Source organism: Actinoplanes derwentensis (assembly GCF_900104725.1).
Taxonomy (GTDB): domain Bacteria; phylum Actinomycetota; class Actinomycetes; order Mycobacteriales; family Micromonosporaceae; genus Actinoplanes; species Actinoplanes derwentensis.
In genome coordinates this window covers 10,430,751-10,444,642 of the sequence record NZ_LT629758.1, presented here as the reverse complement: position 1 = coordinate 10,444,642, position 13,892 = coordinate 10,430,751, and the positions used below count along the sequence as shown (strand labels likewise).

Annotated in this window: 12 protein-coding genes; 3 read left to right on the top strand and 9 right to left on the bottom strand. The window is 69.2% G+C overall.

Annotation, left to right across the window (positions count from 1 at the left end; translation table 11 throughout):
- Positions 1-87 precede the first annotated feature (87 nt).
- Positions 88-741 (top strand): LuxR C-terminal-related transcriptional regulator, encoded by a 654-nt coding sequence (locus tag BLU81_RS46615; RefSeq protein ID WP_092556080.1) that lies wholly within the window; start codon positions 88-90, stop codon positions 739-741.
- Between the two features lie 71 nt (positions 742-812).
- Here the strand turns inward: BLU81_RS46615 and BLU81_RS46610 are convergent, their stop codons facing one another.
- The 3 genes from BLU81_RS46610 to BLU81_RS46600 form a co-directional block, all read right to left on the bottom strand.
- Positions 813-1,826, bottom strand: a complete 1,014-nt coding sequence (locus tag BLU81_RS46610) for an LLM class flavin-dependent oxidoreductase (protein WP_092556078.1) — start codon at positions 1,824-1,826, stop codon at positions 813-815.
- Between the two features lie 17 nt (positions 1,827-1,843).
- Positions 1,844-2,650, bottom strand: a complete 807-nt coding sequence (locus tag BLU81_RS46605) for an ABC transporter transmembrane domain-containing protein (RefSeq protein WP_231953860.1) — start codon at positions 2,648-2,650, stop codon at positions 1,844-1,846.
- Positions 2,651-2,952: 302 nt separating this feature from the next.
- Positions 2,953-3,432 (bottom strand): glycine zipper family protein, encoded by a 480-nt coding sequence (locus tag BLU81_RS46600; protein WP_157752104.1) that lies wholly within the window; start codon positions 3,430-3,432, stop codon positions 2,953-2,955.
- Between the two features lie 210 nt (positions 3,433-3,642).
- Here BLU81_RS46600 and BLU81_RS46595 point away from each other — a divergent pair, with 210 nt between their 5' ends.
- Positions 3,643-6,804, top strand: coding sequence for a LamG-like jellyroll fold domain-containing protein (locus BLU81_RS46595; protein ID WP_092556074.1), 3,162 nt, complete (start codon positions 3,643-3,645; stop codon positions 6,802-6,804).
- 88 nt (positions 6,805-6,892) lie between these two features.
- On the opposite strand, the gene BLU81_RS46590 is transcribed toward BLU81_RS46595, so the two are convergent.
- The 5 genes from BLU81_RS46590 to BLU81_RS46570 all read right to left on the bottom strand — a co-directional run bounded on the left by BLU81_RS46590 (position 6,893) and on the right by BLU81_RS46570 (position 10,262).
- Positions 6,893-7,258: a hypothetical protein gene (locus BLU81_RS46590; RefSeq protein ID WP_157752103.1), complete on the bottom strand. Its 366-nt coding sequence runs from the start codon at positions 7,256-7,258 to the stop codon at positions 6,893-6,895.
- Between the two features lie 94 nt (positions 7,259-7,352).
- A complete protein-coding gene (locus BLU81_RS46585) occupies positions 7,353-7,661 on the bottom strand; it encodes a hypothetical protein (protein WP_092556070.1) in 309 nt (102 codons plus the stop codon).
- Positions 7,662-7,876: 215 nt separating this feature from the next.
- Positions 7,877-8,653, bottom strand: a complete 777-nt coding sequence (locus tag BLU81_RS46580; protein ID WP_092558625.1) for an amino acid ABC transporter ATP-binding protein — start codon at positions 8,651-8,653, stop codon at positions 7,877-7,879.
- Positions 8,654-8,658: 5 nt separating this feature from the next.
- Complete coding sequence (locus tag BLU81_RS46575) at positions 8,659-9,453, bottom strand: amino acid ABC transporter permease (RefSeq protein WP_092556068.1); 795 nt, start codon at positions 9,451-9,453, stop codon at positions 8,659-8,661.
- Complete coding sequence (locus BLU81_RS46570) at positions 9,450-10,262, bottom strand: transporter substrate-binding domain-containing protein (protein ID WP_231953859.1); 813 nt, start codon at positions 10,260-10,262, stop codon at positions 9,450-9,452. Before BLU81_RS46570 ends, BLU81_RS46575 begins: the two co-directional genes overlap by 4 nt.
- Positions 10,263-10,407: 145 nt before the next feature.
- Here BLU81_RS46570 and BLU81_RS46565 point away from each other — a divergent pair, with 145 nt between their 5' ends.
- Positions 10,408-12,171, top strand: coding sequence for a metallopeptidase domain-containing protein (locus BLU81_RS46565; RefSeq protein ID WP_092556064.1), 1,764 nt, complete (start codon positions 10,408-10,410; stop codon positions 12,169-12,171).
- A gap of 71 nt (positions 12,172-12,242) precedes the next feature.
- Here the strand turns inward: BLU81_RS46565 and BLU81_RS46560 are convergent, their stop codons facing one another.
- Positions 12,243-13,793, bottom strand: coding sequence for a GGDEF domain-containing protein (locus BLU81_RS46560; RefSeq protein ID WP_231953858.1), 1,551 nt, complete (start codon positions 13,791-13,793; stop codon positions 12,243-12,245).
- Positions 13,794-13,892: the final 99 nt, after the last annotated feature.

Below are 13,892 nucleotides of genomic sequence, written 5' to 3'. Positions count from 1 at the left end.
CTACGAGACTACCGAGGCGGAGCTGAAGGATCGGCGTCGGTAGCCGGCTTGCCGGAATCGCGTACGGCTACATTGCCTGGGGGAGGCATGGCGGACGTACTGGTGGTGGCCGAGGAGGCCCTGGTCTCGATCGGCATCAAGATGATTCTCGAGATGATGGGCGGCTTTACTGTCGTCGCCGTCGACCGGGACCGCGCGCTCTCCGCGGTCGCGGAACATCGGCCCACGGTCGTCCTGCTGGATACCCACGTGACGCTGCGCGAGAGCGTGCCGTTGCTGACGCAGCTGCGCGACCTGGAGTCCTGCCCCGCGCTGGCCGTGCTGACCACGCTGGCGACGCCCAGCACCGTCCTGGAGTCGCTCCGCGGCGGCGCGTGCGGGTTCCTGCTCAAGGACAGTCAGCCGGAGCAGCTGGTGGCGGCGGTACGCGCGCTGGCGTCCGGAGTGACCGTGCTCGCGCCGGAGGCCTCGTCGATCATGCTGGGGGCCGCCTGCCGTGGCACTCTCGCCTCCGAGACGTCCGTCGACGAGATCAAACAGCTCTCCGACCGGGAGCAGACGATCGTGGGCCTGGTCGGGAAAGGGCTGACCAACGCGGAGATCGCGCGCCGGCTGTTCATCAGCGACTCCACGGTCAAGGAGTACGTCAGTGTCATCCTGCGCAAGCTCGGTGTGGCCAATCGGGTGCAGGCGGCCGTGCTGGCGTACGCCGCCGGCCTCACCGCGGACGATCTCGCCTGACACGATGGCCATGGGACGTGTGCCCGTCCCGCTCCCTCCGGGGCGGGAGCGGAACGGGGCAGCCGCCGCCGTCAGGCCGAGGCGGTCAGCGCGAACTCGGTGGCCAGCAGTTCGTAGGAACGGCGCCGGGCGGCCCCGCCGGGACAGTTCGTGGTGAGCATGACCTCGGACACGTCGTACACCTTGCGCAGCCGCCGGATCTCGTCGCCGACCGCCTCCGCCGTGCCGGAGATCTGCAGATACGGCCGGCTCGCGCGCAACGCCCGGTCCTCGTCGGTCAGCGTGTACCGCTGCGCGTCCACCAGGGTCGGCACGCCACCCCGGTAGTCGTCTGCCGGCCGTACCTGGGCCCGCCAGCCGGTGGTGCACGACATCCAGAAGCAGGTGGCCAACTCCTCGGCCTCGTCGGCGGTGTCGGCCGCTAGAACCCGCAGCGCCAGCATCGCCTGCGGCGAGTCCAGCCACGGGGAGGCCTTGAAGGCCTTCTGATAGGCCTCGATCGCCTCGGGGCACTCGTCGGCCACGATGAACTGTGCGAAGCAGAACGGCAGTCCGAGCATCCCGGCGAGGCGAGCGCTGCCGGCGCCGGATCCGAGCAGCCACGGCATCGGCGGTTCGGCCAACGCCGGCGTGACCGAGACCCGGCTGACGGTCCGGACGTCGCCGAGAAAAGCGAGCAGACGGCCGACCTGCTCGCTGTACGCCTCCGTAGTGGCGATCGTGTACGGGTTGAGCAGTTCGGCCATCACCGCCGGGCCGCCGCGGCCACGCCCGAATCCGAGGTCGATCCGACCGGGGTACAGCGCGGACAGCACCCGGAAGGTCTCCGCGACCTTGAGCGGGCTGTAGTACGGCAGCAGCACGCCGCCGGTGCCCACCCGGATCCGTTCGGTGGCCCCCGCAACGGCCGCCACCAGGATCTCCGGCGCCGCACAGGCGTTGGCGGCGCTGCCGTGGTGCTCGGCGACCCAGAACCGGTGGTAGCCCAGCGATTCGACGGCACGGGCGAGCCCGACGGCCTCGCGGACCGCGTCGGCGGGTTCGTCGCCACGGAACACGGGCACCTGGTCCAGGACACTGAGCATGGCGGACACCTCGACTTTCAGGTCAGCAGTTGCCGGGTGGCGAACTCGCGGTAGAGCGGGTCGCGCACGAGTAACTCCTCGTGCCGTCCGGCGGCCACCGAGCGGCCGTCGTCGATCACCAGGATCTGGTCGGCCTGCGCCACGGTGGCCAGCCGATGGGCGACGACCAGCAGAGTCCGGTCGGCCGCGTGTGCGGTGAGCCTGTGCTGCGGTGCTTCTTCGTTGCGCGCGTCCAGATGGGCGGTCGGCTCGTCGAAGAGCAGCAGTTCGCCCGGAGCGAGCAATGTACGCGCGACGGCGAGCCGTTGCCGCTCGCCGCCCGAGAAAAGCACGCCGCCGTCCCCGACCGGCGCGTTCAGGCCGGCCGGATCGCGGGCGAAGAGGTCGTCGAGGTTTACCGACGCGGTGACCCGGCGGATCGTCCGTTCCTGGACGTCCGGCGCGGCCAGCGTCAAGTTGTCCCGGACGGTGCCGGCCAGCACCGGCAGCAGACTGATGCCGAGCAGCAGTGGATCGAGCAGGCTCATGCCGATGACCGATCCGCCGACGAGCAGGACGCCGACGGCCAGGTCCACCACCCCGGACGTGATCACCGAGCGCACCTGGGCGGTGTCAGCGCCGACCCGGGACACGAGGTTGCCGGACTGCCGCTCGTCATACGCCGAGACCGGCAACCGCAGCAGGTGCGCGACCAGCGTGCGGCGCACGGTGAAGACCACGGCCTCGCCGGTGCGCTGCAGCAGGAACTGCTGGAACGCGCCCAGCACCGCGCCCACGATCATGACCGCCAGGATGTCGGCCTGGACAAAGTCACCCGGGAACACGCCTTCGCCGCCACCACGATCAACCTCATCCGCCTCAACACCTGGTGGACCGGCACACCCCTGCAACGCACCCGAACCACCCACCTGAGCAGACTCGATCTCGCCCTCGCCGCATAGACCGAATTAGGCAACAGAGTCTTCCCGGCCTCGAAAACCGTTCGCGAGGCCGCCGACTCCGGCCGGCGCCGGCCTCGGCCGGGCGGCGATGGATCTGCTGGCCGAGGCGATGCTGTCACCCGGCGAGAGCCGCCGCCTGCGCCTGCCGGTCCAGGTCTCCTGGACCGGCCCACCCCACGGGTGACTCAGACCCGCTCGGCTCCCAGCAGCCGGACGGCGTGATCGGCGACGTCTCCGGCGACCAGGACGTCGTAGTGGCCGGGGAGGACCACCGGGGGACCGTCCTCCCCGGCGAACTCGTGACCGATCAGGCCGAGACCGGCACCGATCAGCGCGCCCAGCCCGGCGGCGACCAGGGTGCTCCAGGTCATGTCGGCGAGCGGGATGATCAGGTCGAACCAGGCCAGCAGGTGCTCGATCAGAACCGCGACCACCAGGCCGGACAGGGCGCCACGGCGAGCGGCACGGGCGGCGGGGCGGCGGCCGGCGAGCTGCCGACCGCACGCGACGATCACGGCCCGGCCGGCCGGCACTCCCCCGTCGATCAGCTGCGCCACCGCGCGCTCGGCGGTGGCGAAGTCGGCGGCGGTGGCGACGACCTGGGGTGTGGACCCGAGGTGAGCGCTGTCGCTGTGGATCATCTCGGTGTCGTGTAGGCGGGGCATCTGCACTCCTCTCGGGCAGCGGGTTCGAGTCAACTGTTGCCCGCCGGGGCGCCGTCGCCATCGGTTGCAGCGCAACCGTCATCGGAGTGACACAAGCGTCACACAGGGCAAGTTGCGGAACTGTTGGATCCTGTTGCTTTTCGTTGACATCAGATACGTAAATAAGCCAATGTGATCTCGTTACGTCGTTGCGCGAAGGGAAACATTTCGATGCCACGAACGTCCCTGAGATCCCTCTTCTCCGCTGCCCTGCTGACGCTCTCCCTGCTCGTGGTTCCGGCGGGAGCCGCGGAGGCCGCGCCCGTGCACGGCCTCAAGGGTGAGTACTTCCGGATGTCCGCACCGGGCGCCCGCGACTTCGCCGAACTCGGCGGTATCGCCCTCGATCCGAACATCGACCTGCCCGGTCTGGCCGGCACCTTCGAGTCACTGGCCGGGCGTACCGAGCACACCACCGCCCGCTGGACCGGGCGGATCACCGCCCCGGCCACCGGCGACTACACCTTCTCCATGATCGGCGACAACGGGTTCCGGTTCCTGCTCGACGGGCAGCCGGTCATCGACCACTGGGTCGGCGACTGGGACCGCGAGCAGACCGCCGCGCCGCTGCGCCTGGTGGCCGGCGAGGCCCACGACGTCCGGATCGAGATGTTCCAGGACGTCGGCGGCGCCAACCTGTTCCTGCGCTGGGCCGCCGACGGGCTGGCGAGACAGATCGTGCCGGAGTCGGCGTTCACCCCGCCGGACGGTTTCCAGATCTTCCCGGTCGACCTGACCGTCAACACCGCCGGTACCACAGTGGTCGCTGATTTCGCCGCGAACGTCGACAACCCCGGACAGGTGGCCGAGCACCTGAGCGTCGAGGTGGACACCACCAGGTTCCCGATCACGTCGGTCGCGGTGGACCGGCGGGACCGCTCGAAGCTGGTCGTCACGCTCGCCGAGAAAGTGCAGAAGGACCAGCGGGTACGGGTCAACTACGACGGCGCCGGTGGTCTGATCGTCGGCGGTGAGACGGTTCCACAGATCATCCGGTCGGCGGTCAACACGTCCACCCACCGGTTGACCACCCCGTGGGGTGACAAGGTCGACAAGCGCAAGCCGCTGCCCGAGTACCCCCGCCCGCAGCTGGTCCGCTCGGACTGGCTCAACCTCAACGGGCCGTGGGAGTTCGCCGGGGCTCAGGCCGGGGAGCAACCGGTCTTCGGCGCGACGCTGGCCGAGAAGATCACCGTGCCGTTCCCGGTCGAGTCGCTGCTGTCCGGGATCGAACGGCGCGAGGACCACATGTTCTACCGCAAGCTGGTGACCGTCCCGAAGGGCTGGACCGGCAAGCGGATCAAGCTGAACTTCGGTGCGGTCGACTACCAGGCGAAGGTCTGGGTCAACGGCACCCTGGTCACCGAGCACACCGGCGGCTACACCTCGTTCACCGCCGACATCACCGACGCCCTCACCAGGAGGGGCCCGCAGGAGATCATCGTCGCGGTCACCGACACCACCGGGCCGAACCAGCCGAAGGGCAAACAGTCGCTCGACCCGGGCGGCATCGTCTACGAGCCGACGTCGGGCATCTGGCAGACGGTCTGGCTGGAGCCGGTCGCCCCGGTCGCGATCGACGACCTGGTGATCACCCCTGACGTGTCGACCGGATCCATCACGCTCCGGGTGCAGGGAAAGACGTCATCCAAGATCACTGCGACCGCGTACGACAAGAAGGGTGGAAAGGTTGGAAAAGCCGCCGGCGTCACCAACTCCGACCTGCGACTGAAGATCGACAAGCCCCGTCTGTGGAGCCCGGACGACCCCTACCTCTACGACCTGAAGGTCACGCTCGGCGACGACACCGTGCGAGGCTACTTCGGGTTGCGGCAGATCGAGGTCAAGAAGGTCGGCGGCTTCCCGAAACTGGTGCTCAACGGCACGCCGGTGTTCTCGCTGGCCACGCTGGACCAGGGCTTCTGGCCGGACGGCCTCTACACCCCGCCGAGTGACGCGGCCCTGCGTTTCGACCTGGTGGAGACGAAGAAGCTCGGCTTCAACGCGGTCCGTAAACACATCAAGGTCGAGCCGGCCCGGTTCTACCGGCACGCCGACGAGCTGGGCCTGCTGGTCTGGCAGGACTTCGTGTCGGCCGACATCAACAGCACCGCCGGGCAGGAGGCGTTCCTCAGCCAGGGCCGGGAGATGATGCGGCAGTTGCACAACTTCCCGTCGATCATCGGCTGGATCGTGTTCAACGAGGGCTGGGGCGAGTGGGACCGGACCGCCACCGGGCAGATCGCCACCGCGATCAAGAGCGAGGACCCGTCCCGGATCCTCAACGCGCACAGCGGCGTCAACTGCTGCTCGTCCAAGGGCGACTCCGGCAAGGGCGACGTGATCGACCACCACGACTACGTCAACAACGACGCGCCGTACCCGGACGCCACCCGCATCGCGATGGACGGTGAGCACGGCGGATTCACGCTGCGCACGCCCGGGCACATGTGGCCGGGACCGCCCGCCGCGATCTACAGCGGTGTACCGGACAAGGCGGCCCTGACCGCGAAGTACGTCGACAACACCCGCACGTACTACCTGGAAGCCGCCGGAGCGGAACTGTCCGGCTCGGTCTACACCCAGATCACCGACCTGGAGACCGAACTCAACGGCCTCTGGACCTACGACCGGCGCAAGATCAAGGTCGACCCCGCGCCGGTACGGGCGATCAACCTCGCCGTGATCGAAGCCGGCCGTACCGCGGGTGCCGACGCGACCTTCCCCGGCAACGGCGACTGGAACCTGGACGAGGGCAGCGGAACCACCGCCCGCGACAGCGTCTCCGGCAGCGATCTCACCCTGACGGGTGACACGTCCTGGGCGCCCGGCAGGTCCGGGACGGCTCTGCGCTTCGACGGAACCGGCGACTCCGCCGACACCGCCGCGCCGGTCCTGGACACCACGAAGGACTACACGATCTCGTCGTGGGTCACCCTGGACAAGCTGCCCGGCAACTACGCCACCATCGTCAGCCAGGACGGCCGGGCCCGGGAGAACCCGTTCTACCTGCAGTACGGTCAGGGCGCCTTCGCCTTCAGCACCCCCGGCGGCAACCGGGCCCGCCTGGTGGTGGCACCCGACCTGAACCGCTGGTACCACGTCGCCGGAGTCCGCGATCACGCGACCGGAGAGATCCGGTTGTACGTGGACGGCCAGCGCGTCGCAACGGTCCCCGCCGGCCCGGACGTGGTCAGCACCGGCCCGCTGTCGGTGGGCCGCGCGAAGTACGCCGGCACCCGCACGGACTGGTGGTCGGGGTCGATCGACCAGGTCCGCGCCTACGACCGGGCACTGACCGACGCCGAGGTGGCGGCCCTGTACGCGGCCTGACGAACGAACGAGGACCCGGGGCGCGAAGTCGCGCCACGGGTCCTTCGTTCATCAGCGACTCACATCGCTCTCGAACCTGACTATCGGTTCAGCCGAACGGCCAGAAGCTGGCGCTCTGGGACTGACCGGTGACGTTGACGTTGTTGATCGGCCCGGAGTTGACGCTGCCGTTGCCCAGGATGGTGTTGGCGAAGCCACTCATCGCGATCTGGGTGTTCACGTTGGTGGTCACCAGGTTCTGGGACAGCAGACCGGCGGCCGGGTTGAACCGGGTCGGGTTGGTGCTGGCCGGGTTGTAGTTGCCCGGGTTGTAGTTGCCCGGGTTGTACCGGACCGGGCTGGAGACGTTGGACGGCCTCCGGTGGTCCGGGGCCGCGGTGGCGGGCGCGGCGAGCGCGAGGCTCGCGCCGGCGGCGATCATCAGGCCAGCGGTGTAAACAACTGCACGACGCATGATGCTTCCTTACTTTCGGGGGGTCCTACCGGGGGTCCTACGGTTCTTGCCATGAGGATCGGGCCAGGCACTCGCCTGGCCCGATCGCTCAAGATCAGTAGATCGGGAACGGGAACTTGAAGGTGCTGTTCTGCCCCACGACCGTGTTGTTGCTGTTGCCGATGTTGCCGGTGTCAACGTTGCCACCGGCGATGTTGCCGAAGCCGCCCATCGCGATCTGCGCGTTGCTGACCTCAGCGTTGTACTTCGTGAACGTCGGGTAGCTGATGGTCGGGTAGGTGACCGTCGGGTAGGTCGGGACCGGCTTGTAGCCAGCACCGGCGGCCGCGGCGGGGGAAGCGAACGCAAGGGCGGCACCGGCCGCGATCATCAGGCCAGCGGTGTAACGAATGGTCTTGCTCATGATTTCTCCCTCAAGGTGGTTCGCAGTGCTCGTCGAGCGCTGCCACATCAGCTTGAGGCATGAGCTGGGAAAAATCGCCCTTTACCCGGACACAACACGCCATAAACCCCTAATGGGGGACGAATTTCTCAGAAGTCGCGCTTGATGCCAAATATGCAAATCAAGGCATGAAAACGGGGCCTGAGCGCTCAGCGCCCAGGCCCCGTGCTGGTCGATCACTCCGCCGGGCGGACGCCGATCTCGCTCTCGCTGACGCGTGTCGGCTCCAGGACCCGGTGCAGGAACTCGCGGGTGCGTTCCTCGCGGGGCGCGCCGAAGACCTCCTCCGGCCGGCCCTGCTCGACGATCACGCCGCCGTCCATGAAGACGACACGCGACGCGACCTCGCGGGCGAACGCCATCTCGTGCGTCACCACCAGCATGGTCATGCCCTCGGCGGCCAGGCCGCGCATGACCGCGAGCACCTCACCGACCAGCTCCGGGTCCAACGCGCTGGTCGGCTCGTCGAAGAGCATCAACTGCGGATCCATCGCCAGCGCGCGGGCGATGGCGACGCGTTGCTGCTGCCCGCCGGAGAGCTGCGCCGGGTAGGCGCCGATCTTCTCGGCCAGGCCGACCCGTTGCAGGTTCTCGGCGGCGATCCGGCCGGCTTCGGCGCGGCTGCGTTTGAGGACCCGGCGCTGGGCGATCGTCACGTTGTCCCGCACGGTCAGGTGCCCGAACAGGTTGAACTGCTGGAACACCATGCCGATCCCGCGCCGGACGGCGTCGATGTCGCAGTCCGGGTCGGTGACCTCGGCTCCGGCCACCCGAATCGAACCGGACGTCGGCTGTTCCAGAAGGTTCACACAGCGCAGCAGTGTCGACTTGCCGGAACCGGACGGCCCGATCACGCACACGACCTCACCGGGCTCGACCGTCAGATCGATGCCGCGCAGCACCTCCAGACTGCCGAACGACTTGTGCAGGCCACTGATCTCGATGGTGGACATCCCGGTCACCTCTCCCGTCCGGCGCGGCGCTCCAGCCCGCGGACCAACTGCGACAGCGGCAGCGTGATCACCAGGTAGAGCAGGCCGGCCACCACCAGCGGCGTCGGGTTGACCCGCTGGTTGAGGGTGTCACCGGCGAACTTGGTCAGTTCGATCGTCGTCGACGTGACGCCCAGGACGTACACCAGGGAAGTGTCTTTGGTCAGTAGGATTATCTCGTTGGTCAGGGGCGGGATCACGATCCGGAACGCCTGCGGCAGGATGATCGAGATCATCGCCCGGGTGTGTGACATGCCGAGCGTCCGGGCGGCTTCGAGCTGTCCTTTCGGCACCGCCTGGATGCCGGCCCGCAGCGTCTCCGCCATGTACGCCGCGGCGGTCAGGCCGAGACCGACCGCGACCGAGCCGTAGACGCCGCCGGGGATCTCCCGGTCCGGGAAGGCCAGCGGCACGCCGTAACCGACCATGAAGAGCACCAGCAACGACGGCAGCCCGCGGAACAGTTCGATGTAGGCGGTCGCGAACCAGCGGTACGGCAGGATCGACGACAGTCGCATCAGCGCCAGGATCAGGCCGAGGGTCAGGCCGAAGACGAACGCCAGCAGGGTGTAGACGATGGTGTTGCGCAACGCGATGGTGACCGCGTCCGGGAACATCCCCCGGGCGATGTCGAGCCGGAAGAACGCCTCGGACAGACGCCCCCAGTCCGCGGCCCCCGCCACGGCGAACAGCACCGCGGCGAAGGCGACGTAGCCGGCGACCCGGGCGACCAGCCGCCGGCGGCGTGGGCTCAGCTTCATGCGGCGGGCTTCTCGCCGATCCACGTCTTGTAGATCTCGTCGTACTTACCGTCGGCCCGGGCCGCGGCGAGCGCCTCGTTGACGGTCTTCAGCAGTTCGGCGTTGCCCTTCTTGACGGCGAAACCGTACTGCTCGCCGGTGTCGAAGCCGGCCGCGACGACGACCTTGCCGGGGTTGGCCTTGATGTACTCGTTCCAGACCGGGAGGTCGTTGACGGCCGCCGCGACCTGGTTGGTGGCGAGCGCCTGCTGAAGCGCGGCGAGGTCCTTGTAGGAGACGACCTCGATGTCGAGCTTCTTCTCCTCGACCTGCTTCTTGATGTAGTCCTCACCGGTGGTGCCGCCCTGCGTGCCGACCCGCTTGCCGGCCAGCTCCTCCAGGGTCTTGACCTCTTTACCGGTCTGCACGGCGAGCGCCTGGGTGGCGTCGAAGTACGGGTCGGAGAAGTCGAGCACCTTCTTGCGCTCGTCGGTGATCGTCATGCCGGCGGCGGCCACGTCGCACTTGCCGGAGTTCAGGTCGGCGCCGGACTTGATGCCCTCGAACGGCGTGTCGATGATCTCCTGCGTCACGGCGAGTTTCGTGGCGACCAGGTCGATCAGCGCCACGTCGAAACCGACGACCTTGCCGCTGGCGTCCTTCGCCTGGAAGGGTGCGTACGGCAGGTGGGTGCAGGTGGTCAGCGCTCCGGCCTTGATCAGTGGAACCCCGCTGTCGGTGGTGCCTCCGGTGTCCTCCTTGGCGCAACCCGTGATCGCCAGCGTCACAGCGGCAGCCAGCATGATCGTCTTTCGGGTACGTGCCCGCATGCTCATACATCTCCCCCGGCCAGGTAGTGGATCCGAGAAGATTATTCCACCCGGGCCCCTGATCGCCTTCGATACAGCTCTCGTTTCGATCACGCTGCGGGGGTAATCCCTCAGGTCCGGCCGATGCCGGTCGATGCCTGCACCCATGGCACTCAGTGGATTGGTAACACTCGTCACGGCCGTCCTGCTCGCGCCGGGTGCGGCGGTCGCGGCTCCGGCCGACGGGACCCGCACGGTCCTCGGCACGGTCGAGTCGGTCATCGTGGATCCGCTGCCCGGCGCCCCGGCGCAGGCCGAACAGACGCTGACGTATGTCCGGGCGGACGGCCGGCTGCTGGCGGTGCCCGCCGGATCGCTGACCGGAGTGGCGCCGGGCCGGCGGGCCAGGGTGAGGCTGCGGGCAGCGACCGTCGTCTCGGCCGAGCCGGCCGGGCCGGTGACCGGGACCCGGGTGGTGGCGAGCGGAGCACACCGGCTGACGGTGCTGCCGGTGTTCTGGACGGCGAAGGACGCCGAGACCACGGCGTCGCTCACCACCCTGGCGAACCAGGCGAAGAACTATTGGGCCGAGCAGTCGAACGGTGCCGTCGACATCAGTGTGGACGTGCGCGACTGGAAACAGACGGCGGTGCCGACCGGGTCGTGCAACGCCACCGCGATCTTCAACGCCGCGATCGCGGCCCACGGTCTCACCGCTCCGGCCGGCGCCAAGGATCACGTGGCGGTCTACTTCCCGCGGCAGTCCAGCTGTGCCTGGGCCGGGCTGGGTTCGGTGAACGGTCCGGTCATCTGGATCAACGGCTATCCCCTGGAGGACGTGCTCACCCACGAGTTCGGCCACAACCTGGGCCTGGGTCACGCCAACAAGACGACCTGCACGGCGAACGGCAAACGGGTCGCCCTGTCCACCTCGTGCACGGTCGGACAGTACGAGGACACCACCGACGTGATGGGGTACGCCCGCGCCGGTGTCGCCTCCGGCAACCTGAACTCGGCGTTCGGCGACTACCTCGGCCTGCAGCAGACCACCGGCACGGCCCCGGCCGAGTTGTCGGCGCTGTCCGCGCACTCGGGCACCACCGGCCTGAAGATCACCACCACGGCCGGCCCGGTCTTCGTCGACTACCGCCCGGCGACCGGCCGGGACACCCGTGTCCCGAGCTGGGCCGGAGTGCAGGTCCGGCTGCGCACGGCGACCACTCCCCCGACCACCCGGCTGCTCGACATGCAGCCCGGTTCGGCCACCGCGTTCTCGGCGGCGAACCTGCCGGTGGGCGGCGTGTGGCCGATCCCCGGCACCAACCAGTCGGTGAAGGTGACCTCGGCCGGGAACGGCACGGCGAAGGTGGAGATCACGACGGCCGCCGATACCACACCCCCGGCGGTCGCCCCGGTCGTCACCACCGCACGGGGCCCGGTCCGCGCGGCGTCGACACCTGTCACGTGGACCGCAGCGGCCGACCGTGAGTCGGGCATCGCCGCCTACCGGGTGACGGTCAACGGCGCGACCGTCGCCGAGACCACCGGCACCACCCTGACCGCGGCCGTGCCGCTGGCCGAGGGCGCCAACCGGATCACGGTCGTCGCGGTCAACGGTTCGGGCCTGGTGAAGAACAGCACGGCGAAGGCGGTGGTACGGGATTCGATCGCGCCCGCCCCGGTCACCAATCTGAAAGTGGCCGCCACCGGCCGGTCGGTGAGCTGGACCGCCCCGGCCGACTCCGGCACCGCCCGCTCGTACGCGGTCCGGGTCGACGGCGTACTCACCAGGACGGTGACCGCGTCCCCAGCCGCGATCACCGTCGCGGCCGGCCAACGCACCGTCACAGTCACCCCGTCGGACGCGGCCGGAAACGCCGGCACCACGACCGAGCTCACGCTGTGGATCGGCCCGGCCGCCGTCCGGTAGGTGACCCGGCCCGGCACAGCGAGCAGCCCCGCCCCGAAGTCCTCGGGGCGGGGCTGCTCGTTCGACGTCCGTCAGGCCGCGGCCAGCTGGTTGCGGCCGGATCGTTTGGCGGAGTAGAGGTGGGCATCGGCCCGGTCGTACAGGTCCCGGCCCGGTTCGCCGACCTGGCAGGCGGCCAGGCCCATGCTGAGGGTCACCTTCAGGCCCGGCACGATCGTGTTCCAGTCCCGGGCCAGGATCACCCGGCGGATCCGCTCGGCGACCTTCCGGGCCTCGTCCTCGCCGGTGGCCAGGAACAGGGCGAACTCGTCGCCGCCGAAGCGGATGGCCACCTCGTCGTGCCGGCAGTGTGAGCGCAGTATCGCGGCGATCTCGCCGAGCACCCGGTCGCCGACGCCGTGCGAGTACCGGTCGTTGATGTCCTTGAAGTGGTCCACGTCGATCAGCAGCAGGGAGCCGCCGGCCGTGACCGTGCTCATCTGCCGGTCGAACATCCGCCGGTTGCCCAGCCCGGTCAACGCGTCGGATGCCGCAGCCAGGTCGGCGGTCGCCCGCGCGGCCTCCAGCTCGACCCGGCGGTACGCCTGCCGCAGCATGGTGCGCCGGTCGAGCCGCAGCTGCCACAGCGCCTCGACGTGGCCGCGCAGCGACTCCAGCACCGCCTGGGTGGCCTCGCCGGGGAACTCCAGGACCGCCGTGATCGCCAGTTCGTACTGGAAGAGGAGCCGCTGCGACCGCAGCACCGACAGTTCCAGGGCGGCCCGGAACTCCCGGCGGGCGGCCCGCCATTCGCCGGTCGCCCGCAGCACCAGCCCGTGCGCCAGGTGCAGCAGCCGGGTCTCGTTCGACTGGCCGGCCTCCCGCATCTTCGGCAGGAAGATCTTGACCAGTTCAAAGGCTTCGGCGGTACGCCCGGACTTGGTGTAGCAGACGGCCAGCACCGCTGAGCCGAGCGGAGAGTCGATGCCCCCGTCGGTCAGGTTCTCCAGCACGGCCACGCACTTGTCGAAGAGGTTCGCCGCGTCCTCGACCCGGCCCACCTGCTCCAGCCGCAGCGCCCACTCCAGCCACAGCTCGATGTGGGTCAGCTCGGCGGCCGAGCGGTACAGGTCGTCCGGGTTCTCGAACGACTCCATGCACCGGCGCATGGCGTCGTCGGCGAGTTCGAAGAGTTCGGCGCAGCGGGCGGCCTGCCCCAGCGAGGCCATCGCCGAGAAGTAGCGCAGGCCCTTACGGGGCGCCACCTCCAGCACGGCCATCGCCCGGGCCGCGTAGTGCAGGCCCTCGTCGATACGCCCGAGGTTGATCAGCACCTCGGCGGCGTCCGCCATGATCTTGGCGTCGGTGGCCTTGGGGCCGCCCAGCCGGGCCTGGTCCTCGATCAGGTCCTCGGCGATGCGCATGGCCTCGTCCAGCCGGCCGAGGGACCGCAGCGCGTACATCCGCCCCAGCCGGCTGACCCGGTGAGTGCGGTGGTCACCGAGCATCAGCGTGATCGCCTCCGCCTGGTCCGCGGCGAGCAGCGTCTCGGCGTGGTGCCCACGGATGGTGAGGTCGTGCACGTGCAGCGCAAGGTCGGCGTAGGGACCGTACGGCGACACCAGCACCGGCAGACGATTCATCGGCAGTCCCCGTTTCCCATGGCCCTACCGTCGGCCGTTCCGGTCCGGACATGAGGTGTCCAGCGGCGGGAACGTCACTGTCCGCTCTCAGACAAGAGC